Raw genomic sequence first — 26835 nt, forward strand, 5'->3', positions numbered from 1 at the left:
TTCGATCGGAAGATGAATGCAACCCGTTATCATTCAAATAATTGCGTAGAAATGTCCACAGTCCGTTTATTTCAACAACCCCGCTTCTTCCTGCTCACCCTTTTTATCATCGGCCTGATGGCCCCGGCGGTTACCGTGCCCTCGGCTTTTGCCGGCGGCTCCCACTGGTCACCGGAGGACATCGTCAGCCAGGAACGAGCCGGGCAGTTTGCATTTTCCCCCGACGGGACAATAATCGCATGGGTCAAAACCCGTAATTCAAGTGAGAAGGACCGCAATGTCACGGACTTGTACCTGACCCGCCTGGACCGCACTGCGGGCAACAGTCCATCCGGCGGCCGCTCCGCTGGTGCCTCTTCGGAGGACGAAGCTTCATTTCTGACCATACGCCTGACCCGCTCCGAAGAGTCGGACCGCAACCCCTTTTTCTCCCGCGACGGTAATCTGCTCTATTTTCTTTCATCCCGCGATAACGGCAACAAACTGTGGGCCATGAATCTCCATGGAGGAGAACCGTATGAGGTGCATGAATTTGACGAAGGGATCCGTAGCGTTCAGCAGCTCGAGGACGGCACCATCACCTTTCTGTCTGATGAGGGCGACCTGCTTATCGAGACTGAACGAAAGGACCGGGAAGACAACACGCAGGTGATCGAAGATACCGTCACATTCAAACCTGTGCGGCTTTTTTCATTTGATCCGGATTCACGGCAGGTCCGCCGCCTTACCGACAACCTGTTCCCGATTTCCACCTACGCGGTTTCGGACGACGGGCGCTTCGCCGTAACCGGGCACACCCGCAGCCCCCATTACGGCGCCGATGCCCATCCGCCCCCCTCCTACTTTTTCTGGGACCTTGAAACCGGCAAACGAATACGCATTTTGCAGGGGATGCAGACCCCCGGAAACTTCTCATTCACCGACGACAATCGGGGCGTCTATTTTTCTGCTGTGACCTCATCCGACCCCCAGTGGAGCGGTGCCGGTATCTCCGAACTCTATTATATGGAGATTCCGGAGGATGAACCGCTTGCGCGGATTATGGAAGCTCACGCGACCAACGCACGGGCCGAAGCCGAGTCAGCTAGCAGCAAACCCCATCCTGCCCGCATCGGCCAGGCGAACAATCGGGAAGCGGAGGTGTCCGGCAATGCGGATACGGCGGACAACCGTCAGGCCGGCAAAGGGCGTACCACAGATGCCGGTGCCGGTTCGAAGCCGGGAAGCGATGAGCCGAATGGTGGCGGCAACGTTGACCGATTCGGATTTCTGCCACCCGGCGAAGTGCCCGATGGCCCTCTGAGTGTAGTGAAGGTCCCGCTGGATTGGGACTGGGCCCTCGGCTCCGGCTATCATGTACTCGGTAATGATGTTCTCGCATCGCTGGCCGATGGACCGACCCGCAAACTGGCCCATTACGAACGTCGTGGCAACGGAGAATGGCGCAAACGAGAGGTAGATGCCGGAAAGCACAACGGGCGTGTGGCTATCGCCGCCATCGCGGAAGACCATTCGAACATGGTATTCGTCCATTCCACCGCCTCAACCATGCCGCAGTACCGAATCGGGGAGCTCGATGTGCGCCGCCGCAGCGCACAGCTTTCCGAGGGCAAAGAGCTGTTCCAACTGAACAGCGGGTTGCGGGACAAGCACATAGCAAAAACCGAGATTTTTCGCTGGACCGGGGCCGAAGGCACCGAGGTAAACGGCATTCTCTACTACCCGGAAAACTACGATCCCGAACGCCGTTATCCGCTTACCGTGGCGATTCGCGGCGGACCCGCCGCCGTTACCCTCGACTGGTGGAATATGAGCTGGGCCTATTTCCCGCACATCCTGTCACAAAAGGAATCGTTTGTACTGATGCCCAATTACCACGGCTCTTCCAGCCACGGACTGGAGTTCGTGGAGTCGATCAAGGGCCGCTATTATGAGCTGGAACTGATCGATATCGTCAACGGGATCCAAACCCTGGACGAGCAGGGCAAGATCGATACAGATTCGCTCGGGGTGATGGGCTGGTCGAACGGATCCATCCTCAGTATCGCGCTTTCGATTGAATATCCGGAGATGTTCCGGGTGGTCGGGGCGGGAGCCGGCAACGTGAACTGGATCTCCGATTACGGGACCTGCATGTTCGGTGTCCGATTCGACCAAAGTTATATCGGCGGAGCGCCCTGGGACAGTACCGGCGCCCTGTTTTACAACACGGCATACATCGAGAAATCGCCGATCTTCCGGATGGACCAGGTCAGGGCTCCAACCATTATCTTTTTCGGCAGCGAGGATCGCGCCGTGCCGCGTGATCAGGGATGGGAGCATTATCGTGCGCTTCAACAGATTGGCCGGGCACCCGTCCGTTTCCTTTGGTTCCCCGGTCAGCCGCACAGCCTGCAGAAACTGACGCACCAGACCCGCAAACTGAAGGAGGAGATCGCCTGGTTCGACCGATATCTGTTCGGCACCTACGAAGAGCCGAACCGGGCCTTCAAGGATGACAGCCCACTGGCCGAACTGCTGAAGCGTGACAGCCTGGCCAGCCACGGCGGATATTACGGCGTCCGCAACAGCGACAAACTGATTCCCGAAGTAGTGCCGATCGGATCAGCGCAAAACGGAAACAGCGGGTTCCCGGAAGGGTCGGCCATCGGACGCTTCCAGGTCACCAACAAGCAGTTCCAGGCGTTTGATCCCGAGCATGAGTTCCATCCCCTCATGGGTAATCACCCTGTGCGGTATGTGACGGTGGATCAGGCCAGGGCCTACGCCGATTGGCTCAGCGGTCATACCGGTCAGACCTGGCGCCTGCCCAACGCCGATGAGGCTGAAATCCTGCACCGGGCAGCGCACCGTGCCGGAGCCCGGCAGAACACGCTGAACCGACTGGCCGGTTACGACATCACCGTGGACGAAGTGCAGCTGCTGCGAAGCAAAACAGATCTGCTGCCACCCGACAGACTCATCACCCAGGCCGGCAGTTTTGGTCCCGTGACCGTCGGAGAGGCGGAGATATACGACCTTGGCGGAAATGTAACGGAGTGGGTGGATACCGGTGCGAAGGGAACCGGGACCGCCAAAACAGGCGACAACAGCCGCGGGGTTCACGCGACTGACACCTCCCCGGCCGTTTACGGATTCAGCGCTATCGACTTTGTCGACAAGCGTGACGCATCACGTCCGCCGCCCAGGCTCTCTTTCACCGGATTCCGGTTGATTCGCGAGTAATGACGTGAGAGGAACCCGATGCGCATTCGAATGGGAGGCCAACCGTCCGCGTCGTTCCGGTGACTTGCGAGTAACGCCGGGAGGAAAACTACGGGGCGGAACGCACTGATGTTCCGCCTCCGAAGCAAATTACCTGAAATTCAGAAAGATCGGGCTCTGCAGCTCGGCAGCCAGTGCAGCGGCTTTCTCGAAAGCGGCCAGGCACTCCTGCTGCGATTCGGCGCAACCCGGGATTACATGTGCTTCCATCGGCTCACCATCACTGCCGAATGCATAACGATCCGAGGATGCCGCGCAGGTGATTTCGATCGTCATCGGCGTATAGATACTGAATGACAGGATCGCCACAACCTGATTCAAAAAAGACAGTTTGGTTTCTACCTTTGCGACACCGTCGCTGCAATAGCGCTGTGCTTCGATGGCATCGTCGAGCGTTATCAGCCCGTTTATCAGCGTGGAATGCCAATTCTCCGTATGCACCTCTCCGGATTCCGGCAGCCCGGTTGTGACCTGCGCATGGTAACATCCGGTCAAAAAAAGCACCACGATAATCATGGTGGCAGATAGCATCATCCTTTTCATAACTCCCCATTTTTTTTTGTTTGTCGCCGGTCTCCATCTATTCCGGAAGAGATCGAGCTGTTTTTGTTTCAGGCTCCGGTTGCCTGTTATGCTTGAAACCATCATTCATCGCCCGGGAACTCCCGAGTGATAACAGGATACATCGCTCCGCCCCATCCGTTTTGACAAGGTCCGCATCAATGCTTATCATGCTGATCCCCGTTCGGTCATTTTCCGGAAAATCCATGTCCCGTTCGGCAGATCGCTGCCCCCCGGACGATGATTCGACTGAGCTAATAAAACTTGATGCTAATTCTCCAGTTACCTGTACCGCAACCAAATATACCAACAAACCAATTCTCGTTTGCTGTTTTTTTGGGAACAGCACCCTCCGATTTCACTTCATCAACTGTGCTTCCGATGGACTCTATATCCATATCCATGATAAATCGGCCTCCGCTTTAGGATACCCCGGTTCATCCTCTCATGGAAATTATCGAGTCATCATCCCGGAAAAACCAGGCAGCCTGCCTGAAACAACGAACTAACCATTGCCTATGAAACCCCTCCGTATACTGCTTGCAACGATTCTTGTCACCACCTTTGCCTCTCAAATCACATCCGCACAGGAGTTCCTGTACGCTGGCGGGCCGCTCAACGAAACCTCCAGCTGGGTGGAAAACGGCGGTGCTCACCCCGACGATTTTTCTACTCCGGGACAGCAATTCCGTATATCGGACCATGATCCGCATACCGATGGCGACTGGACCCTTTCGGGGGAAGGAAGCTCGCTGATCATCGACACGGATGAAGACATAGTGTTTGCAGCCGGTTATACGGTGACCCTGGATGGTATCACCATCTCGTTTACGGGTAATGCGGGTGGCGACCTTGAAGCGCAGGGGGATCTCACTCTGGCAGGTACTATTGCCTGGGAGTACGACGACACCGGGGATGTCTGGAGTTTCGATTACCGGGATGACGGCGACCAGACCATCACCGCCGGCGAAGAGGCGCACCTCCTGGTTTACAATTTCCGCTCTGACAAGGAAGAGGGCTCCTTGGATCTGGTGGCCGCGGAACCGGGCGGAACCGTACTCCAGACCTATAACAACTTCCGCACCAACTATCGCGACGGGTCGCTCTTCCGCGACAACGGCAACCGGATTGTCGTAGGCGACGACATCCGTATTCGTGGCGGCGCTGATAATTACGATTTCACAGGTACTCTCGAACACCGGGTGCACGACGGCAACTCCGACTATGAAGAGGTTGTCGCCGAACTGAACAATCTGTACATCCATGTCCGTGGCGACGGTAACCCCCGTTTTCGTGATGATGAGGAGTATACCCGGGATATCATTATCCGGTCGGACCTTATCGTGGATATGGAAAGCAGCGGCGACTTCGAGTTCAATGATGTCCGGCTCACCATCGGCGAAGACTTCCGGATCACCCATCATCGTCCAGCCGGCACCGGTGACGACGACGACGCCGAAATGGACATGGATGACGCGGAAATCCATGTCGGGGGCGATTTTATCGTGTCCGTCTCCAAAGAGGAACCGGACGGTGATGAAAACATCGACATGGACGACGCCGTGGTTCACGTAACCGGCAACTTGCAAATCACCGCCTCCGATAATGGAGAGTTCGATTTCGACGCCTCATCCGTTACGGTGGAAGGGGATATGGAGCTGATCCAGACCGACTACGGCATCATCGACCTGGACGAGTCCGTGCTGGCTGTGGACGGCAACCTGCTTATCGATGTTAACGGATTCGAGGACTTTGAAATGGGTGAAGCAGTGGTTACCGTTGGCGGCCATATGGAGATCATCCATCACCGCCCGGAAGGTGCCGACGGCAACGGCGAAGTGGACGCGGATGATGTGACTATTGAAACCGGAGGCGACTTCATTATCCGCCTCTCAAAATTTGAAGAGGATGGTGACGAAAATATTGATATAGATAACGCCGTGGTTACCGTTGGCGGCAATTTTTACGTCTTTGCCGATGCAAACGGAGAGTTCGACCTGGACGATTCCCGTGTTACCGTTCCCGCTGGATATGTGCGGATGGAAGCCTCCGAAAACGGTATAATTGACCTGGATAACGGCACGCTTATCGTCCATGGTGACGTCACATTTGTTCTGGATGGATCCGGTGTCCTGGATCTGGACGACAGTATTCTGGAGCTTTCCGGCTCTCTTGTCGTTGATGCGCCGGTAGAAGCGGTTATCATGACCGACGAGTTCACGGCACGCTTTTTCGGTGATTCCGACCAGTCGGTTTCCGGTTTGGCCGGGCGCCATTACCATGTGCTTGAAATCGACAAGGACGGCGGACATGTAAGCCTTCCCCAGACCCTGACCGTCAACGAGCTCTTTTTTGCCACCCTGGAGAATAACGCCTCGCTGTCGGATGATGGCGGCAACATCCGCATCAGCCACTGGTTCGCTCTGCAGGGGCACGCGGAGAGTTTCGACCTGCAGGGATCTGTAACCCTGCTCGAAGTTCCGGAGCCTGTTGATGATGGCGAGGAAGCCGTTGCGAAACATGTGCCCGGTTCTCACGACACTGCGGACGATCCGCAGGGAGAGCTTCGGTTCGAATACCAGCAGGTGAGTCCGGTTGATGTAGCCTTCGAACTGTTTGTACAGGCGGAAATGGACACCGCTTCGGCAGGCAACGCCGAGCTGTTCACCCTTTCGGAAATCAATGCCGTTGCATCGGGAACCGTACTGTTCTCCGAAGCCGCGCCGGTATTTCTGGTCCGCCAGCAGCCGGAAGGCCCCGCCGGCCAGGTGATTCTCTCCGAATTGACATGGCGGCTGCCTGATGATGATCCGTTCCCGACAGACAGCGAAACAACGCCCGGCGTTCCTGAGGAAATCAGCCTCGAACAAAATTATCCCAACCCGTTTAATCCGGCCACAACCATACGCTATGAATTGCCGGAGCATTCTGATGTGAGACTGGCCGTATATGACCTGCTGGGCCGCCAGGTGGCGTCGCTTGTTCAGGGGCAGCGGGCAGCAGGCCGGCACCAGATCACTTTCGATGCGTCGCATCTTTCAAGCGGTGCCTATATCTACCGGCTGGAGGCGGGCGGACTCACCCTGACCCGTCAGATGATGCTGCTCAAATGATCTGAAGCGACCGCAGCCAGGCAATTTCCTGTTTCCAGCGGTCCGGTTCGGTGGTCTCGAGTATCATCGGGATGCCATCCAGGCGGTTGTCGTTCATGATCAGCCGGAACGGCTCTTCTCCCATGGTACCGAGCCCAAGCGGGGCATGCCGGTCAACCCGGCTGCCCAGCTCCGATTTTGCATCGTTCAGGTGCATGCCTCGCAGCCATTTGAGTCCGATTACACGATCGGCCTCCTCCATCATCTCCCGGTACGCATCGGCTGTGCGCATGTCATATCCCGCCGCGTGCGCGTGGCAGGTATCAATGCAGAAGCCGACCCGCTCCTTGTCGCCGACCTGGTCGATAATCTCGGCCAGGTGTTCGAAGCGGTTGCCGAGGTTGCTCCCCTGACCGGCCGTATTCTCGAGCACCACCGCAACACCGGCGGTTTTATCCAGCATGATGTTGACGCTCTCGGCGATACGCACCAGGCACTCGGTTTCACTGATCTTGCGAAGATGGCTTCCCGGGTGGATGTTGATCTGGGGAATGCCCAGCTGCTCACAGCGCTGCATTTCATCCAGAAGGGCGGCGCGTGATTTTTCGATGCCCTCGCTTTCAGGGTGACCCGGATTGATCAAATAGCTGTTGTGCGGCAGTATCTGCCGGCCGGTAAAGCCCAGCTCTCCGCACCGCTCCCTGAAAGCTTCCACCGCTCCGGGATCGAGCGGTTTGGCCTTCCACTGCCGCTGGTTTTTCGTAAACAGGGCAAACGCGTTTGCCTCAATGGCACGGGCATTCAGAGGGGCGTTATCCACCCCTCCTGCAGCACTCACATGCGCACCAATCCATTTTCCGGGATGTGCGGTCATTGGTTTATCGCTGATCCGTGAATCTTTCAGTCCTGGTTGAGTTGAACACCCAGCGCTTCAAGATCGAGCCAGGAGTCCGGTTTTACAGTTACGGGTTCTTCAGCCAGGAAGGTTTCGAACCAGCGAAGCATCCTCAGGTTGTAATCAAAGCGGGAAGTAGAGTGCACGTTGCCGTGTCCTTCATCGGGATACCAGACCAGGCGAAGCGGCACTTCCGGCTTGCGAACCTTGATATGGCGGTACAACTCCAGCGACTGGGCGGGGTGTACGCGGGTATCCTCTTCGCCATGCATGATGAGGAGCGGTGTTTGCGCGTTTTCTACATGATAAATCGGACTCCGTTCCAGGTTCCACTGCCAGTGATCCCAGAGGCGTTTGCGGGAATGAACCAGATAGAGCTCTTCGGGGATGTCGCTGGTGCCCCATTTGGAGATGTTGTTACTGATGCCGACAAACATGACCCCGGCCGCAAAGCGGTGGGAATAGCGGGTCGACATCCATGCGGTGGCATATCCGCCGTAGGAGCCGCCGGTGACACCCACGCGATCGGCATCGGTAATTCCCTGTCTGATCAGGTAATCGACGCCATCCACAATATCATCAAATTCGGCGCCGGCAAGGTCACTTTGGCTGGATTTGATAAATTCGATTCCGCGCCCCGTGCTGCCCCGGTAGTTGGGATAGAACGTAGCGAATCCGCGGCCGGCGGCCACCTGGCCGGGCAGGGAATAGCCGGTAAGCCAGCCATTGCTGTAATGCGCTTCGGGTCCGCCGTGCACCATCACAATCGTGGGATAGGGTCCGCCGGTCTCTTCTACCGGGTAAATCAGCAGGCCTTCGATGTTACGGCCGTCTCTCGCCTCATAGCTGACAACTACCTGGCGGCCCATGGGAACTTCATCCAGCCACTCGTTGGAATGGGTCAGGCGTACAAGTTCGTCGTTATCGGCATCAAGAAGGTACACTTCAGAGGGATGGGACGGAGTCTGGACAGAAAAAACAACCGTACCGTCATCGGAAGTCACAAAACGGTTCAATACGGGACTGTCGATGCCGAGCCGGCGCTCAAAGCCGGAGCCATCGGGGTTAATGGTACCGAATGAACGGGCGGTGCTTTCACTGGCGATAAATCGGATCTGGCCGTCATCCGTCCAGTTGATCTGCTCGAATTTTCCATTGAAATCCGGGTAGATGTTTTCGGGGGTGCCGCCATCGCTTGATACGATCATAATGCGTCCGTCGATGGGATCGTGGATGCTGTTTCCGGCGCGAAGGGCCAGCAGGCTGCCGTCCGGACTCCAGGTTATCTGCCCCAGTTTCCCGGCGTTATCGATTTCGACGGTTACCTCGGCGGTTTCCGGATCAACGATTTTGACCTGTTGAAACATGTAGTAGTCATCGATATTCGGGGTCGGGGTTTCCGAGATGGCCAGCCGGTCGCCGTTCGGGCTCCATGTCATGATGTAAATGGTGCCGTCGATCTGAATGCGGCGCGCTTCCGGATCGTCGGCAGTGAGATCGACCAGATACCCTTCCCGGTTTGGAATATTCTCCTCATAAAAAGTCGGCTCATAAGGAAGCGGATTCTCGGGCAGGTCCAGCTGCTCCATGGAAATCACCGACAGCGCATTGCCGGAGGGATGCCAGCTATAGGCGGAAATGTTGCTGAAATGCGCATAAACCTGACTGATATCACCGGATACCGGATCAAGTTCATAGAGTGTGACAAAATCGTCATCCTCCTTGTTACTGGTGAAGGAGAAAGTGCCGTGATCCGGCCTGACAGCGATATTGCCGGCCCGGCTTTCCATTTCGATCTGCGTATGCGTGTCATCCTCCCGGTCGATCAGGTAGAGTTCGGTGCGATTCCTTGCATTATCTTCGAGAGGATCGACCGGAACCGTTCGCGTGTAGAGGATGAAACGGGCATCCTGGGATATCTGAATGGCCCCGACATTTTGGATGCTTGCCAGTTGCTGCGGGGTGAGGGGTTCTGCCTGAAGCGATCCCGCCCATACTGTCACAAGAGCGAAAATAGCGATATAAAACGTGATTCCTTTTGGTAACGATGTTTTTTTCATGGTACGCTTTTTAAATTAATACAGCGGATGGCCTGATGACAGCCCGCCATTGCGAATGAGATTCTATAGATAAGCAAAATAGGGGAATTTTCCACAAAAAAACCCCGCCTCCGGTCAGGGAGACGAGGTTTATTGAATCGAGGTCTCTGTCGTATATCTCCGGTACACTATTCCATGTTGTCCGGATTTATTAACTTTTTGGAAATTCCTTTGGCGATAGCTTCGGAACGGGAATGCACTTGCAGTTTCTGGTAGATGTTGCGGATGTGGTATCGCACACCATCCACAGAGAGAAAAATCTCTTTACCGATAGCGCTGTAAGAGCAGCCGGTTGCCAGCTTTTCGAGTATCTGGTGCTCGCGTCTGGTCAGTGTTTCATCCGAGCTGCCCTGGTGAAAGGTCTGAATCACCTTGCGTGCGATATTCGGGGTGATGGGTGATCCGCCCCTCCAGGCGTCTCGGATGGCGTCGACGAGTTCTTCCGGACTCACTTTCTTCATGAGGTACCCCATGGCACCCGCTTTCAGGGCATCAAAAACATGCTGGTCGTCATCAAAAATGGTGGCCATGATCATCACCATTTTTGGGTAGTGTTCCCTGATGTTCCGAACCCCTTCGATACCGCTCATTCCTGGAAGTCCGATGTCCATGATCATCAGATCGATGCGCTTCATATCTTCGGAGGCGAACGCCTCCTCGCAGGATCCGTAGCTGCCGACCACGTTCAGGTCGTCTTCGAGGGCTATGAATGTCTCCCAACCGTCCCGCATGTAGCGGTTGTCTTCAATGATTCCAACGTTTATCACGATAGTTCGCTCTTCAAATATTGGGTGCCGATACTGCACACTGTCTGTGTGTGTTTCAGCGGATTCCGTGTCTATGATATCAAATAAACGCAATGCTCCGGGCCTCCATGTTGCCGTGGTCACTTTTCAGGAGCAACCCCTGCATGGGAGTTGCCTGAAAAAAAGGTACCACTTGGCCACCGGCGGCGCACCGCATGTTCATGTAGTTTTTCAGATCCTGACCGAGACGTTCCACCGGGTTCCCATGCCCGGATCCGATTGAAGCTCTGCCCTGCCTCCGATCAGGCCGGTTCTGCGCCGGATATTGGCAAGGCCGTTTCCTGCAGTCACTCTCTCCATATCCATCCCCTTTCCGTCGTCCTGAACGATGAGAATCAGCCTGCCTGTTTCATGGCGAATCACCACATGCACGTGTCCGGCTTCGGAGTGGCGTGCCACATTGACCACCATCTCCTTGTAGATCAGCCAAAGGTGCTGCCGCAGCTGCATATCCATTTTACCCGGAATAGTGCCGGCAATATCGAGAGTATAGGTCATTTTCCGACTTTCCAGCAGATCCGAGGTATACCGCCGGCATCGTGACAAAAACGAATCCCAGTCGTCGTGTTCCGGATTAATAGCCCAGACTATATCCGAAATTTTCTCCTTGGCTTCCCCGGCGCTGTCGGAAATGAGCTTGACAAACCTGCTTTTGTCCCCTTTTGTGCGCTGACTCTCAATTGCTCTGGCGAAGAAGCTGATACTGCTGAGCGTGGCACTGATTTCGTCGTGAAGGTCACCTGCGATATTGTTCCGAATCTGCTGTACTCTAAGAACCTGGTTCAATCGAACCCGGTAGGCGGTATACAAAATTCCGCCTGCGGTCAACACATAGAGCAGATACGCCCAGATGGTCCGGTACCATGGAGGCAACACCTGAAGGTGGAAAGGTTCTGCGGCCGCAATGGTACCATACACATTCATGGCCTCTACCAGAAACCGGTAGTGTCCCTCGGGGATATTGGTGTAGTCTTTCCAGGTTTCTGCAGACCAGGCCGACCATTCGCTGTCAAAGCCCTCCAGTTTCACTCGGAAAACCGTCTGTTCCGGCAGGTCGTAGCTGGCGGCGGCATAATGAAACCGGAGTTCGTTGTTGGCATAGTCCAGAACCACAGGATTTTCGTTCGCACCATAGGCAATGAGCGAATCGGTTCGGACCATCACCTCACAGATGGTAGTATGAAACTGCTGTGCCGTATCGAAGCGGTGTTCGGGTTCGAAGCGGATGAGCCCTTTTTCCGTGCTGAACCAGACGCTGCCGTCCTCTGCGGGATAAATGGTATTACTCTGCAGATCGGTGAGTCGGTTCAACACCGGTTCACCGATGGTATAACCTCCGTATTCGGATGGGCGAGCCACCTGATAGCCCATCCCTGACCGGAACCAGACATTGCCATTCGCATCCTCTCTGGCCCAGAATATTTGCCTTTCGGGTTCGGTGAACATGTCTCCAAACCGTTCATCTGTATACATTGAGTCACTTTCATGGTCAAAGCGCTGGATTCCCTTGCCCCAGGTCAGAAATGCCGGCTCACCGTTCAGTTTGGCAACATAAACCCGCTTGTCGTCGGCACGATTCTGAAGCCGGGTGAGATAATGAGTGATGGTATGCCCGGTAATGTGCTCCCCCTCATATTCCAGCTGAATGTGGTGCAAGCCGAGCGACTCCGTCCCGATCCAGATATTGTACCGGTCTTGGGTGAGTATGGAATTCGGATTGATAGCCAGCCCATCAATACGATACCGCTCAACCACTTCCCGCCCTTCCAGGCGTGCCACGGTAACGGATGACTCTTCCGCGGCTACAATGGAAACGGAGTCGAATGGTGCCGCCACTTCGGCAAATGAATTGTGCGTCAGCTTTTGAAACCCTTCCCCATCGTAACCGTGCAGAGTGCCGGTACATGTGACATATAAATATCCCTGGTGGTGCAAAAACTCGTTGCAGAACGTTTTATCATCGAAAAGCTCTGCCCTGTCGTCATCCTTAAAGCGATAGACTCCGGCCGAGGATGTGAGAAAAACCTCCCCGTTGTGCACCGTCATTCGCCGGACAGACTCCCTGATACCGTTGCGATGGTCGAATCGACGAAAAGGCAACCGCAATTCGACTCTGGATAAACCGTTCAGCGTTGCTGCCCAGAGACTGCCGCTTTCATCTTCGTAAAGGCCGTAAACAGAATTGCTGATCAGACCGGCCTGCTCGTTAAGAATGCGGATCAGCTCCCCTTCTGAATTCAATTGTACGATTCCCCCGTTGCGGGTGGCTATTACCAGACTGCCATCGGAAAGGACCCGGGCCTCATGGATATAATTGCTCCGTAGATACTCTTCAGCCCCGGATCGAACAGGGCTGAGTTCACCTTGATTAAAAGAAAAACATTCATAAAAAGAGCAGAAAAACTCCCTCTCCCCCGACTTGAGATAGGCCTGCAGCGTTTCTGACCCGAACAAACCGGAATATTCCCAGGGATGAAGGACATCCGAACCAACTCGCTGAACCCCGTGATGGGATTCCCGGACATAAAAAGCACCTTTCCTGACAAACAGTGTAGTGAAACGTGTTTTCGCCGGATAAACCGTAACGGTGCTCCCGTCGTACCGGAACAGGTAGTTGGCGGATTGAAAAACCACTTCACCACCGTATGCCTCAATTCTCCAAATATTGTCCACTTCTATGGAATCGGGGATGAGGGGCAGCAAAGACCGGTAGGCGACCGGTTCTCCCCTGGGCGAATCTGATGCCGTTACAGTACTAACGCCTGTTCTCGAGCGATTTGCAGCAAGCGACGGTGGTACACTTTCTCCAGCAGCGCTTGCTGCAATTCTGGCTTCCGGCTCTGATGATTTCAGGTAACCAAATTCTCCTAATCCTCCCGCATAAATTCGTCCGGCATCACAGGAAGCTATACTTAAAACACGTCCATTGGGAATCCCGATCGTGTTCCAGTTTACTCCGTCGAAACGGAGGATACCGGAGAGATTGGCAACGTGTAGAACCCGGTTCGAATCGCTGGCAAATGCCCAGTTCTGAACATGTGCATTGTACTCGTCCGGACTGAAACTGGTGATAAAGGGGTATCCACGCTGCTCTCCCGGCAATCCCGAAGCCCCGGAATTTGCACAGACCAGAAAAAGCAGCACCAAAAAGTTACCCCTTAATACCATATTTCCGATTGTTGATGTATATCGTTATCCCATCAGAATATACATCATCCCGCAACTTATGGGAAGGGATCCGGGGGAGGAATTATATCAATATCCCGGTCAGATCCTCGTGATCCTGTATTGGGGTCATCAGCGGCCGCCTCCGGTTGATTCAGATCCGCTATTTCATACACGGCAACCGTCTGTCCGGGAAATTTCGGATGGGCGTTGTTAATCTGAAAAGGGCTCAGCCGCAATCCGTTGCCTGTTCTCAATTCGAAATTTGTATGCTCATCGAAAATAATGATCAAAAAATCTTCGAGGGTAAATGATTCGCTCTTTTCGGGCCCCAGCTTGTGAAACTCCGGCGACTTGTGACTTTTACTCATGCAGGCATAGCTGATCGAAAAATCACTGCCGGTTTTGCCCCGATTGCTGATTCTGCAAGTAGGTTTTCTGGATTCCATAACACGCTCCTTTTTATTATTGACCTGATATACCCCGGACACCCGTGACTTGCATAATGGCCCCCGAAGCGATTGAGTGAAAATACGTTGCCAGGATTCAACCGTCAATTCAGACAGAAAATTCTTTTTAAGGAACAATACTTCCGGATATAAAACTGCCCTTCCACGTGTCACACGGACCGTGAAAGGGCAACCTTATCTCAAGTAGAAATCTACCGCTCTCTTTTATAATTTCTTGTCGAAACCTTTCACATTGAAACTTGCCTGCCATGCAATCTGAAAGATTCCGCATTCCGACAGTATAGTACCAACTGCCCGGCTGCATGTCACCGCATGGTCATGCGGTATTGATTGTTTAGAATCCGAAACATGCTCATAGATTTTTGCCGATCAATTTGGTATCGTTAAGGCCTTGAGAATTGAAGCTTCTCCCTGATATTTTGCAGGACTTCCGGGATGCCGTTATACGAGCTTACGGCCACTCTGTGTGAAACGAAATGGACCGCACTGCTTGTTTTTATCAGATATCTGCAGCGCCAACCGGGGGTTTTTTTACACTCACTACTGAAATTACTACTGTGCCATGAGCAACGACCTATACGGAATTGTCAAAAAGCTTGAGTCGCCAACCGGCTCCCACGATTATTACAGCCTTGAAGAGCTCCAAAAAAAAGGCCATGCAATCGAAAAGCTGCCCTTCACCATCCGCATCCTGCTGGAAAACGCTTTGAGAAATTACGATGACTTCGCGATCAAGAAGGAGCATATCGAGACGTTGCTCAACTGGAGTCCGGACGATGTACCCAGCGAAATCCCCTACATGCCGGCCCGGGTGCTGATGCAAGACTTCACCGGGGTTCCGTCTGTGGTGGATGTCGCTTCGATCCGTTCGGAAGTCGGGCGTAAGAAGGGGGCTTCGGCCGCGTCCGAAATCAATCCGCAGGTGCCGGTGGACCTGATCATTGACCACTCCGTGCAGGTCGATTTTTTCGGGACAGCCGATGCCTATCAGAAGAACGTGGATCTGGAGTACCAGCGCAACGGTGAACGCTACAGCCTCCTGAAGTGGGCTCAGCAGGGATTCGCCGATTACAGCGTACTGCCTCCGGGCCTCGGAATTTGCCACCAGGTAAACCTGGAGTATCTGGCCCAAGGGGCAATTTACCGCAACGGCTATGTCTTCCCGGATACACTGGTCGGCACCGATTCGCATACCCCGATGGTCAACGGTATCGGTGTGGTTGGATGGGGTGTCGGCGGAATTGAAGCCGAGGCCGTCATGCTAGGCCAGCCAATCTACATGCTGAATCCGGAAGTGGTCGGACTCAAGCTTACCGGCTCTCTGCCGGAAGGCGCCACCTCCACCGACCTGGTTCTTGCCGTCACCCATCTTCTCCGCAAACACGGAGTCGTCGGCAAGTTTGTGGAGGTCTTCGGAGACGGGCTCGACAGCCTTACCGTGCCCGACCGGGCAACTATCTCGAACATGTCGCCGGAATTCGGGTGCACCGTCACCTTTTTCCCCATCGACGACCGTACTCTCGACTACATGCGTCTCACTGCCCGCGATGACGATCACATCAAAACGGTTGAGCAGTACACGAAAAGCAACATGCTGTGGCGCGAAAACGAAAATGCCATCACCTACAGCAATCAGCTGGAACTGGATTTGCAGACCATCGTGCCGGCGATCTCCGGACCCAAACGGCCCCAGGACAAGATTGTACTGACCGATGTCAAGAACTCCTTTATCTCGCTGATGAAAGAGGGATACGACCGGTCTTATATCGATTTGGATGACCGGGAGCGATGGCTTTCCGAGGGTGGCAATAGTCCTTCAACCGTCAGCGACGGCTCCTCCGGTGTTACTGCGGAAGTCGACGTGGAGGTCGAACCCAAGGCAACCACGGACAACGGAATCAAATCCGTGGAAGTTAAAACCGGCGATACCGAATTCATACTGAGTGACGGCTCGGTGGTAATTGCAGCGATCACAAGTTGTACCAATACCTCCAACCCGTCGGTGATGCTGGGCGCCGGCCTTGTCGCAAAGAAGGCGGTTGAAAAAGGCCTGGACGTCAAACCATGGGTAAAGACCAGCCTGGCACCCGGTTCCAAGGTGGTCACCAAATATTACGAAAAATCAGGCTTGCTGCCGTTCCTTGAGGCGCTCGGGTTCCATACCGTGGGTTACGGCTGTACCACCTGTATCGGCAACAGCGGTGATCTGCCGCCTCATATCGCCAGGGCTGTGGAAGAAAACGACATGGTGGTCTCTTCGGTGCTCTCCGGAAACCGGAATTTCGAAGCTCGCATCCACCCGAGCATCAAAATGAACTTCCTGGCATCCCCCATGCTGGTGGTCGCCTACGCGATTGCCGGAAGAGTGGACCTCGACATGCTCAACGAGCCGCTGGGACACGACCCCAATTTCGAGCCGGTCTACATGAAGGACATCTGGCCGACCGAACAGGAGATCCGCGAACTGATGGAAGAGGTGATTCAGCCCGAGGACTTCAAAAGCAATTACGCAACGCTGTTTGAAGGCGACGATACCTGGAAGGCTCTTGACGCCCCGACCGGTGAAGTGTATCGGTGGGATGACGACTCAACCTATATCAAGGAGGCCCCCTTCTTCAAGGATATCTCGGAGGAGCCTGATGCTCCCGGGGATATCACAGATGCCCGAACATTGCTGGTACTCGGCGACTCCATCACTACCGACCACATCTCCCCCGCCGGAAAAATCGGCGAGGACACGCCCGCCGGAAAATATCTGATCAGCAAGGGCGTCGAGCCAAAGGACTTCAACTCCTACGGCTCCCGGCGCGGCAACCATGAGGTGATGATTCGCGGAACCTTTGCCAACGTTCGGATCAAAAACCAGCTGGTGAACCGCGAAGGCGGCTGGACCATCCACCATCCCACCGGAAAGGAGATGCCGGTTTATGACGCGTCCGTCGCCTACGCCGAAGCAGGTACCCCCCTGATCGTGCTTGGCGGCAAGGAGTACGGCAGCGGCTCTTCGCGCGACTGGGCGGCCAAAGGCACCAACCTGCTTGGAATACGCGCCGTGATTGCCGAAAGCTACGAGCGAATCCACCGGAGCAATCTGGTGGGCATGGGCGTGTTGCCCCTGCGTTTTCAGCCCGGCGAAAACCGTGAAAGCCTCGGACTCAAAGGAGATGAGACCTTCACGATTTCCGGAATAGCTGACGGACTGACGCCCAACAAGGAGCTGAAGGTAACCGCCGTGAAAAGCGATGGAAGTTCCGTGGACTTTACCGCAGTCGCCCAACTGAACTCCGAAGTTGAAATCGCCTACTACCGGAACGGCGGCATTCTTCAGTATGTACTCAGACGCTTCCTCAAAGACCTGTAACTGAGTGCCAGTTATGGCCCGGCCGGGTCGGATTACCTGTCCCGGTCGGCGTACAGCGCTTCCAGTGCGGCGGCAAGATACACCATCGGGGCATTCCAGTTGATGGCGATTTCGTTGGATGCGTAGGAGCACCAGTCATCTACAAACGATTTGGCCGGCAGATCCGAGGGATAGATACATTCGTCCTGCTGACCGGGATTGGGACCTCCTGCCACCAAACCCGGAACCGGAGGCACATTGGCCCTGGCATCGGAAGGACGGTGGTGAATATCCATAGGAGTTTTAAAACCGAAGCCGGTGAGGAATGAGTATCCGGTGGCATTGCGCCCCAGCAGGTAATCCAGATTCGCCTGGGCATAATCGAGATAGGTACGGTCTCCGGTCAGGCGCCATGCCTGAATCAATGCCACTCCCTGGTTTCCGGCAACTCCGGAGCTGCCCCACACATAATTCGATTCATCACCATCTATGACCGTATCATACCCGGTGCGTGATGCGCCGGATACCAGCCGGTCGGCCAGATCCACAATCAGCTTTTCAACCTGCGGGATGTCTCCGGACGCAACGTCCGGAAGCTCCGGGGCAAACCGGGCCAGGGTGTAATAGGCAAGGGCCTGCACATTGCCCCAGTTCGGTACCGTAAGCTCCCCGTCCGGAAAGAGATCCACCGCATCGTAATACTTCGGGTTACCCGTAGTGACGAACAGTTCGGCGGCCGCCCAGATGAATTCATCCGAGGGATCTCCGTCACCGTAGGCACCGGTGAGGATATCCGGGTTATACCGTTCGTTCATGATGTTCTGGTTGTACAGTTTTCGCGGATTGTTCATGGCCCACTCCCAGGCGTGTTCCGCCGCGGCAAGACAGGAGTCGGCCAGGCCCGGAACGACGTCTTCGTATTTTTCAAAGGCTCTTGCCGACTGGGCCATCACTGCGGCAAAGTTGAGCGTGCCGGTGACACTTTTCTGGATCACGTAACGCGTTGATGTAGCCTCTGCCGGCATCACCCTGCCCTCAAAATTGGCCGTTGTCAGCTTGTGATATACCCCGCCGTCGTAGGGATCCTGCATGTTCAGATACCAACGCAGGTTCCAGAGTACTTCATTGAGCACATCCGGCATTCCGTTTCCGGTTTCCGGGATATCGACATCAAAAGTGCTCATATACTCGGGAAAGTCTTCGTATAGCGACAGCATGGTGCCCATGGTAATTCCCGAGTTCACGGAATACTTATTATAGTCGCCGGCATCGTACCAGCCCTTCGGAGCGGAAATAGTGGAACCCGCGGGCCGTTCAGGCGTAGCCGCCGATGGATGAATGACGACAAGGGTGTCCGGATGTCCGGCCGGCCTGGCCCATACCCCTCCGTACCGCTCGGATATGGGAATGGACATGCGCTGATGATAGTAGCTTTTAAGCGAGGCTTTGGCAGCCTCCTCATAAATCCTGGGGGCTATAGTAAACGGGTAGGAGTAGCCAAGTTTCGTTACCCAGAGTATATAGGTTCCGGACGTGCGAAGCTCGGAAAAGTCGGCGATCCTGACCCGTTCACCGGAATTGGGGGCTTCTTTCAGCCTTCCCAGACGACCCGTGTACAGCGTATCTTCGAAATCCGGAGAAAGGATGTAAAACACATCGGGTTCCCCCTCGGTGACCACCGCTTTTTTGGGAGCATCGGGATGAAAGCCGATTTGATTGAGATGAATGGCCTCCGACAGGCGCTGGGCCTGTCCGCTTGCCGTGATGAAAAATGTGCAAAACAGCGCCAAAAATAATATCTTCATGGTTATTCAATTTGATTTATTAATTAACCTGCAAAGGAAGATACTTTTCTGGCGACAATGAAACAACGAAATTCGGTGTGAAAGGTGCAGTCTCGACGCGGAAAACAAAAAAAGCCCGAACCTGCTTGCGAGGAACGGGCTTACAATGTTTTGGCATTGCGTGAAGGATAGCAGTTTCTATGCGGGAATGCACAGCAACTTGCATATCCGTTTCAGGCCATCGTGCCGGGCGGGATGAGTTACCGTCTTGCCATTGACGCAACCGGACCGGTGCTTCAATCCGGTCGAATCACAAACCAGCTGGTTTCAAATTTGCTGATCCAGATGTTTCTGCAACTGCGCCTTGGGTACGGCTCCGACAATCTGGTCAACCACCTCTCCACCTTTGAAGATGAGCAGTGAGGGAATGCTTCGAATGCCGTACTGCATGGATATCTGCGGATTGCTGTCGACATCCACCTTACCGACTTTAACTTTTCCGTCATAATCGGTGGCAAGCTCTTCCACTACCGGGCCGACCATGCGGCAGGGGCCACACCATTCCGCCCAGAAATCCACCAGAACCGGCTTGTCGGCCTGCAATACTTCATCATTAAAATTGCTGTCTGTGAGTTCTATCGTCTTTGACATAATCAATCTTCCTGGAATTTGTATTCGAATTTTTGAAAATCAGTTTACCGGGTATAACACATGCAATCCGATTTCCATTCAACAGTATTGTATCTGGTATTCAATATATATAATTATCTATATACTATCAACTATCTTTTTTCTTTCACGGCAATTGCCGGGATCGGCCGTCAGTTGCCTTCAGACCTTTTTTCGAGCCAAACATTATGTGCGCCGATCAATCGCCGGGTCTCTTTCAGCAGTTCATCGGTCGGATCAATAACAAACTTCCGTACCCGCATCCGGATCGGCTTCTCCTTTTTGCTAATGACCATCAACTGGACGGGAGTTTTTCCCCGGTTTCCGTCAAACAGTCCGGCCAGCTCCTCCAGGTGTTCCGACTCCAGCTCCTCGGTTTGCATTCGCAGGCAGAGACGGATTGCGCCCTGATGCTTCTCCCTGAGATTTTCGATACGGTCAAACTGCCGGGCGATGATCTTGGGCGTACCGTCGCGTACGGTTACATTGCCCTCCACAACCACGAGAGTATCCACATGGAGCAGGTTCATGGATTTATCGTAGCATTCAGAAAAAACCAGCACTTCATTGCTTCCCTGGTCATCCTCCATGGTTATAAAGGCGATGGGCCGACCTTTGCGGTCTTTGGTATGCCGGGCCGCGGTGATGATGCCGGCGCAGGTTACGGAGGCCCGTTCCTCCAGGCCTTTCAGCCCCTCTTCTCCCAGGCCATGCGAGCAGAACAGAGCGACATCATCGCGAAAACGATCCAGTGGGTGGCCGCTCAGGAAAAAGCCGATAAGTTCACGTTCGCGCTTGAGCTTCTCCATATTCGACCAGGCGGGCACCTCGTGCAATCTGGGCTCTGACTCCTGCCGGCCTTGCGCATCATCACCTCCCCCGAACAGGCTGGTCTGGTTGCGGCTTTTCTCCTCCTGCATCCGGGATCCATAGCTGAGGGCATCCTCCAGGCTCTCCATCAGCTGAGCCCGGTTGCCATGCAGTTCATCAAAGGCTCCGGCTCCCACCAGGCTTTCGAGCATTTTCCGGTTGCAGGAGCGCAAATCCACCCGGGAAGTGAAGTCAAAAATACTTGTGAACAGCCCGTTTTCCCGGCGTTCCGCGACAAAGTGCTCCACGGCCGATGATCCCACCCCCTTAATTGCGCTTAAACCGTACTGCACCCGGCCTTCCCTGGCCGTGAAAAACGCCTCACCGGTATTGACGTTGGGCGCATCCACCGGAACCCCCAGGTGGTAACACTCCTCAATAAAAAGCGACACCTTTTTGATGTCGTTCATGTTGTGGGTCAATACCGCAGCCATGTAGGAAGCCGTGTAATTCGCCTTGAAGTAGGCGGTGTGATACGCCACCACGGAATAGGCTGCTGAATGGGACTTGTTAAATCCGTATCCGGCAAAGAAGGCCATCTTCTCAAACACTTGGTCTGCGGTTTTTTGATCGACGCCGCGTTCCCTGGCTCCTTCCAGAAACTGGATCTTCATCTCAGCCATCTGGTCCTCTTTCTTCTTCCCCATGGCCCGGCGCAGGATATCCGCCTGTCCCAGGGTAAAGCCGCCCATAACCTGTGCCACTTTCATGATCTGCTCCTGGTAGACCATGATTCCGAAAGTCGGCTTGAGCACCTCTTCGAGCATGGGATGCGGATAGGTGACCTCTTTTTTGCCGTGCTTGCACTGGATATACTCCGGGATGAACTGCATGGGGCCGGGCCGGTACAGCGCGTTCATGGCGATCAGATCGTCCAGGTTGGTGGGTTTGAGCTCACGCAGATATTTGCGCATGCCGTCCGACTCAAACTGGAATGTGCCTACCGTGTCACCGCGCTGGTACAACTCATAGGTTTTTTTATCGTCCAGGGGGATGTCATCGAGATGGTACTCCTTGCCCCAGCTCTCCTTGACCAGCCGGATGGCCGTCTTGAGGATGGAGAGTGTTTTGAGTCCAAGGAAGTCCATTTTGAGCAGCCCGCACATTTCGGAACTCGGACCATCGTACTGAGTGACCACATCCTTCTCCTTGGAGAGCGCCACCGGCACATAATTGTATACCGTACCCGGCGCGATAATCACCCCGGCAGCGTGGATGCCGGTTTGCCTCGGACACCCCTCCAGGGTTTTCGCAAAGCTCATCATCTTCTGGACCTGCATATCCGGATGCTCAAACAGCGACTTGATCTCTTCGGCGGTATCCGGATTCACCTCCGGATTGATCACCTTGTCGAAGGTATCCATACCCGGTCGCTCAGGAAAAAGTTTGGCGATGCGGTTGACCTCGTTCAGCGGCACTCCCAGCACGCGTCCCACATCACGGATGGCCGTCTTGGCTTTCATGGTGCCGTAAGTCACAATTTGAGCCACATTGTCACGGCCGTATTTCTCCACCACGTAGTCGATGACCGCCTGGCGTCCGGTGTCGTCAAAATCGATGTCGATATCGGGCGGGCTCACCCGTTCGGGATTCAGGAAGCGTTCGAAAAGCAGGTCGTATCGCAGCGGATCAATATTGATGATGCCGATGCAGTATGCCACGATACTTCCGGCAGCCGAGCCGCGTCCAGGTCCCACGTACACCCCGCGCTTCCGGGCCTCGGTGGTGAACCCCTCGACGATCAGAAAGTATCCGGTGAAGCCCATGTCACGGATAATCCGGAGCTCCTGCTCGATGCGCTCGGTAATTTCCGTTGTCAGTTCCCCGTACTTCTGTTTCGCACCCTGGTAGGTCATGTGCTTCAGGTAGTCGTCCATGCCGCTGAACGAATCCGGCACTTTGAAGTGCGGCAGCAGGAGCTCGGACTTCAGTTCGATCACTTCCACCTTGTCAACGATCTCCTGGGTATTTTCCAACGACTCGGGCACATCGCTGAAAAGTTCCTTCATCTCGTCGGGTGTTTTCAGGTAGAACTCCGGGTTCAGGCGGTTGTCATCGCCGGTGAACCGGAACCGGTTGGGGTCGTTGATATCGGCGTTGGTCTGCAGTGCCAGCAGAATGTCATGGGCCTCGGAGTCCTGTTTATCCACATAATGCGAGTCATTGGTGGCGATCATCCTGACCCCGAACTCCCTGCTCCAGCGGATGAGCGCTTCGTTGCACACGTCCTGATCGCGCAACCCATGCCGCTGCAACTCGATGTAGTAATCATCTCCAAACAGGTCCAGATACCACTGAAACAGTTTTTTTGCCTCGGCCTCGCCATGCTTGAGCAGGGTCTGGTTGATTTCGCTTTGAAGGCAGCAGGTAGTGGCGATCAGTCCCTCGGCGTGTTGGGCAAGCGTCTCCTTGTCGATGCGCGGTTTGTAATACAGGCCATCAACATATCCCAGCGATGTAAGTCGCGCCAGGTTGAAATAGCCGGTTTTGTTTTTGGCCAGCAGCACCTGGTGATATCGTTCGCGGTTCTGCCGGTCCGACATACGGGTAGGCGTGACATAAAACTCACAGCCAATAATCGGCTTGACGTTTTGCTTATTGGCCTGATTGACAAAATTGGGCACTCCGAACATGTTCCCATGATCGGTAATCGCGATCCCCGGCATCCCGTACTCCGCCGCCTTGGATACCATCTTCGGAATGGCGGCGGCACCATCAAGCAGGCTGAACTGGGAATGGCAGTGGAGATGCGAAAAGGTGCACATAAAGCGAAGTTACCTGAAACTGAGAACGGTTTTGGCAGGTGACCCGGCATGAAAAACGGGCACCGACATGAACCGGAAAATTATCAATAATTATGGAGAGATTCGGTCTTGACTTTTTTCGAATAATTCATTCTGACCGGTTTCCAAATATTTTGGCTCTTTCGGAATGCTGCGACTGTTTACCCCGACCTTTCTACGCCTTTTCAGCTTGTGGCCGATTGCCGAAATCATCTACCCTGCCCAAGTGCTGTATGAACGGGCACGCCTTCTGTTTTCAGTCACACCATGCAACCGGTACGCAGCATTCCGACCGGCCTGTCGCAGGAGTGCGTGGGAGCGCCTTTCCCGGAGCCAGTAGCTCATATATCCCTGTGGCTCAGCACTTTTCCTGAAGGGATATAATCGGAGGTGATCAACCGGACCAAACGAGCGGCCACATCACGCGAGTCTCCGATGCGGCCCTCTTCCCAGGCCTTTACAAAATCCTGCACCATGGGAAAATCCTCATCGGATGTCTCCCTGATGAGCGCCTGCATATCCGTGGATATCCTGCCCGGGTTGAACGCGATAATCTCCACGGGCAACTTCTGCTGCTCCTGTTCGATACCGACCACCTTGACGAACATGTCGACTCCCGCCTTGGTACTGCAGTAATGGCTCCATCCGAAATAGGGCTTTTGGGATGCTCCGGAAGAGATCATCACCACCCTTTTGCGCATATCCCAATCTTGAAACAATTCCAGAAAGGCATGGGTCAGTGCCATAGGCGACACAAAATTGATTTCCAGATTGGTGTGATAGGTCCGGAAGTCATATTTACCGGCCGGCCCCACAGGCTCCAGCATCCCGGCATTGTTGATGAGCATAAGCTCTGCTACGGTTTCCCTGCGGATGTGCCGGGAGATGTTTTCCATCAACGTGCGGAGCTCTACGATGTCTGCCAGATCCTGCTGCCAGATATGAGCTTCAGCCCCCGCTTCTTCCACTTCTTTCGCCAAATCCTTCATCTCACTGCGTGCAACAAGATGGAGCGTGACATCCCGGCCGGCCAGTTCAAGGGCCAGATCCCGGCCGAACCCCCGCGATGCTCCTGTGATGATATACTGTTTTGATTTTCCTGCCATTGTCTTGCAGATTTGTGTTTTTGGTTGACTATGATATTCTGTTATGTCCTGCCCACAGATTTGTCTGTGACTTGTTATGGAAGGGCGTTGTCCAAAAAACGGTCCCAGCCCTCCAGATAGGCCCGGCCGGTCTGGATAAAACCGTCATTATGACCGCCCTGCAGCTCCAGCCACGTTTTCGGCTCGCTTGCGGTCTCATACAATGCCTGACCGTGCGCGAAAGGGACAACTTCGTCCTGTGGACTGTGGGCGATCATCACTGGCATTCCGACTTCGGGCAGTAGCGACTTTACCGGATACCGGATGTGCAAGAGCCGGCGTACCGGGAAAAAAGGATAGAGTTCGCTTGCCAGATCCACGGCCGATGTAAAGGTGGACTCCAGTGCCAGGGCCCCGGCATCTGCCTCGGAGGCGAGCCAGGCGGCCACCCCGCCTCCAAGAGATCGACCGAAAAGCACGATACGGCCGGGGGATTCCTCTCTGACTTCCGTCAGGTACCGCCATGCCGCTTTTGCGTCGCGATAGGTTCCGTCCTGTGTCGGCCGTCCCTCGCTTTTGCCATAACCCCGATAGTCAATGATCAGCACATTCAGGCCCAGTGAGTGGAATTGCCCGACACTTTCGATTCTCCCGGAGATATTGCCTGCATTGCCATGAAAAAACAGCAGCGTTCCGCGGTCTCTTTCGGCGGGCACATACCATCCATGAATTCGCACGTCGTCTTCGGTATGCAGAAACACTTCCTCGTACTCCATGCCGGCAATATCAGGGGTGGCGACGATACTCCGGGTCGGGAAGTAGATAAATGCGGATTGCAGCAGGTACATCAGCAGTACCACGGCCGCATAGCCCCCTGCAACAATCACAATTATCCAAAAAAGGGCAGATCCTGTCACAATGCGTCGTTTATGTGTCATGAAGAATGTGTGTCATGATGAAACAGGCAATATGGTGCAAAGTTCGGCGGTTTCCTCGGCCGCACCAGGGTCATTAATCCTGCACATCCGGCCTGGGCCTGACACGCCTTGCCGCCCAGAGATTAACCAGTCCGCCGAGGATGCATACAACCCCGGTAAACTGGCCGGTAATACCTGGCAGGTTCGCCATTCCCCAAAAAGTATACAGGTTCTGCAGGCCGGTCAGAATCACGACTATTCCGGTGACCAGCAGTGCGTAATACATAATTTTCCGTCCCATCGCTGCTCCGTTTTGGGTTGAGTCCGCCAGACAGGTATCCGATGGACAATCCGATCCATCCGGTAGTGATGTTAACGCTGCCCGACACCGGATGATACAAAAAAAAGCAATACCTGGATACCGCTGCACTCAAATCGGAAGCCGACAGGGCCCGTCGCTTCAGGACGAGTGGTATTCCTGCAGGCAATAGTGGATCGCGCCCCCGGAGTGCAGCCGGCTTTGATACAGGCGGAAACGGTCGACATGAAACGTTGTCTGATATCGGGATGTCGATCCATTCAGGAACTCATCCAGTACTTCGTTGAGTGGCGGGGCTTCTTTTATGCTTGCAGGCTCCTTGCGGCTTTTCCGAATGCGCCCCAGCGTTACATGGGGGTGAAAGGTCCGAATTTCCTGCGGCACACCAACCCGGTGCAGTTCTTCATGAATCGAATCGTAAAGCTCCCCCAGGTAGGGATGGTAGGCGACACCGGCCCACAGAACCGACGGGCGATCCGGACCCGGAAACGATCCCGTACCTTTAATGGTGATGTCGAAGGGCTGAAAGGTGATCTGCGACAGGGCCTGGATGGTACGCCGGGTACGCGCCTTGTCGGTTTCACCGATATAGCGCAGTGTCAGATGAAGCTGCGGCTCCGGGGTCAGCCGGATATCCGGATGGCGGGGTTGCAAGGAGGCGAGATCGCCCCGAAGGTAATCCGGCAGGGCGATAGCGGTAAACAGGCGCATAAATT

16 protein-coding genes are annotated in these 26835 nt (G+C 54.6%); 3 read left to right on the top strand and 13 right to left on the bottom strand.

Features of this window, described 5'->3' with window-relative positions:
- The first annotated feature begins 51 nt into the window (after nt 1-51).
- A complete protein-coding gene (locus QA596_09320) occupies nt 52-3225 on the top strand; it encodes a prolyl oligopeptidase family serine peptidase (protein MDG5767663.1) in 3174 nt (1057 codons plus the stop codon).
- A 129-nt stretch (nt 3226-3354) separates the two neighbouring features.
- Here QA596_09320 and QA596_09325 read toward each other — a convergent pair whose 3' ends face one another.
- Nucleotides 3355-3807: a hypothetical protein gene (locus QA596_09325; GenBank protein MDG5767664.1), complete on the bottom strand. Its 453-nt coding sequence runs from the start codon at nt 3805-3807 to the stop codon at nt 3355-3357.
- Between the two features lie 536 nt (nt 3808-4343).
- Between QA596_09325 and QA596_09330 the strand changes: the two genes are divergently transcribed.
- Complete coding sequence (locus QA596_09330) at nt 4344-6938, top strand: T9SS type A sorting domain-containing protein (protein ID MDG5767665.1); 2595 nt, start codon at nt 4344-4346, stop codon at nt 6936-6938.
- On the opposite strand, the gene nfo is transcribed toward QA596_09330, so the two are convergent.
- The 5 genes from nfo to QA596_09355 form a co-directional block, all read right to left on the bottom strand.
- Nucleotides 6931-7791, bottom strand: coding sequence for a deoxyribonuclease IV (nfo, locus tag QA596_09335; protein ID MDG5767666.1), 861 nt, complete (start codon nt 7789-7791; stop codon nt 6931-6933). The two genes, QA596_09330 and nfo, sit on opposite strands and share 8 nt — an antisense overlap.
- A gap of 26 nt (nt 7792-7817) precedes the next feature.
- Nucleotides 7818-9872, bottom strand: a complete 2055-nt coding sequence (locus QA596_09340; protein MDG5767667.1) for a S9 family peptidase — start codon at nt 9870-9872, stop codon at nt 7818-7820.
- A 167-nt stretch (nt 9873-10039) separates the two neighbouring features.
- Nucleotides 10040-10678: a response regulator transcription factor gene (locus QA596_09345; GenBank protein MDG5767668.1), complete on the bottom strand. Its 639-nt coding sequence runs from the start codon at nt 10676-10678 to the stop codon at nt 10040-10042.
- A 210-nt stretch (nt 10679-10888) separates the two neighbouring features.
- Nucleotides 10889-13885, bottom strand: a complete 2997-nt coding sequence (locus QA596_09350) for a two-component regulator propeller domain-containing protein (protein ID MDG5767669.1) — start codon at nt 13883-13885, stop codon at nt 10889-10891.
- A 56-nt stretch (nt 13886-13941) separates the two neighbouring features.
- On the bottom strand, nt 13942-14253 hold the full coding sequence (locus QA596_09355) for a hypothetical protein (protein MDG5767670.1): 312 nt from the start codon (nt 14251-14253) through the stop codon (nt 13942-13944).
- A 661-nt stretch (nt 14254-14914) separates the two neighbouring features.
- Here QA596_09355 and acnA point away from each other — a divergent pair.
- Nucleotides 14915-17713, top strand: coding sequence for an aconitate hydratase AcnA (gene acnA / locus QA596_09360; GenBank protein MDG5767671.1), 2799 nt, complete (start codon nt 14915-14917; stop codon nt 17711-17713).
- A gap of 32 nt (nt 17714-17745) precedes the next feature.
- On the opposite strand, the gene QA596_09365 is transcribed toward acnA, so the two are convergent.
- The 7 genes from QA596_09365 to thpR all read right to left on the bottom strand — a co-directional run bounded on the left by QA596_09365 (nt 17746) and on the right by thpR (nt 26830).
- The gene (locus QA596_09365) at nt 17746-19497 is read right to left on the bottom strand and encodes a glycoside hydrolase family 9 protein (protein MDG5767672.1); all 1752 of its coding nucleotides are present in this window, start codon (nt 19495-19497) and stop codon (nt 17746-17748) included.
- Nucleotides 19498-19803: 306 nt separating this feature from the next.
- Nucleotides 19804-20130 carry a thioredoxin gene (gene trxA, locus QA596_09370; GenBank protein ID MDG5767673.1) on the bottom strand — a complete coding sequence of 109 codons (327 nt, stop codon included), beginning with the start codon at nt 20128-20130 and terminating at the stop codon, nt 19804-19806.
- A 167-nt stretch (nt 20131-20297) separates the two neighbouring features.
- Nucleotides 20298-23780, bottom strand: a complete 3483-nt coding sequence (gene dnaE, locus QA596_09375) for a DNA polymerase III subunit alpha (protein ID MDG5767674.1) — start codon at nt 23778-23780, stop codon at nt 20298-20300.
- Nucleotides 23781-24139: 359 nt separating this feature from the next.
- The gene (locus QA596_09380) at nt 24140-24904 is read right to left on the bottom strand and encodes an SDR family NAD(P)-dependent oxidoreductase (GenBank protein ID MDG5767675.1); all 765 of its coding nucleotides are present in this window, start codon (nt 24902-24904) and stop codon (nt 24140-24142) included.
- A 74-nt stretch (nt 24905-24978) separates the two neighbouring features.
- Nucleotides 24979-25821 (bottom strand): alpha/beta hydrolase, encoded by an 843-nt coding sequence (locus QA596_09385; GenBank protein ID MDG5767676.1) that lies wholly within the window; start codon nt 25819-25821, stop codon nt 24979-24981.
- A gap of 73 nt (nt 25822-25894) precedes the next feature.
- Complete coding sequence (locus QA596_09390) at nt 25895-26101, bottom strand: hypothetical protein (GenBank protein ID MDG5767677.1); 207 nt, start codon at nt 26099-26101, stop codon at nt 25895-25897.
- Nucleotides 26102-26260: 159 nt separating this feature from the next.
- Nucleotides 26261-26830, bottom strand: coding sequence for an RNA 2',3'-cyclic phosphodiesterase (thpR, locus tag QA596_09395; GenBank protein ID MDG5767678.1), 570 nt, complete (start codon nt 26828-26830; stop codon nt 26261-26263).
- Nucleotides 26831-26835 lie beyond the last annotated feature (5 nt).

Source organism: Balneolales bacterium ANBcel1 (assembly GCA_029688905.1).
Lineage (GTDB): Bacteria > Bacteroidota > Rhodothermia > Balneolales > Natronogracilivirgulaceae > SLLW01.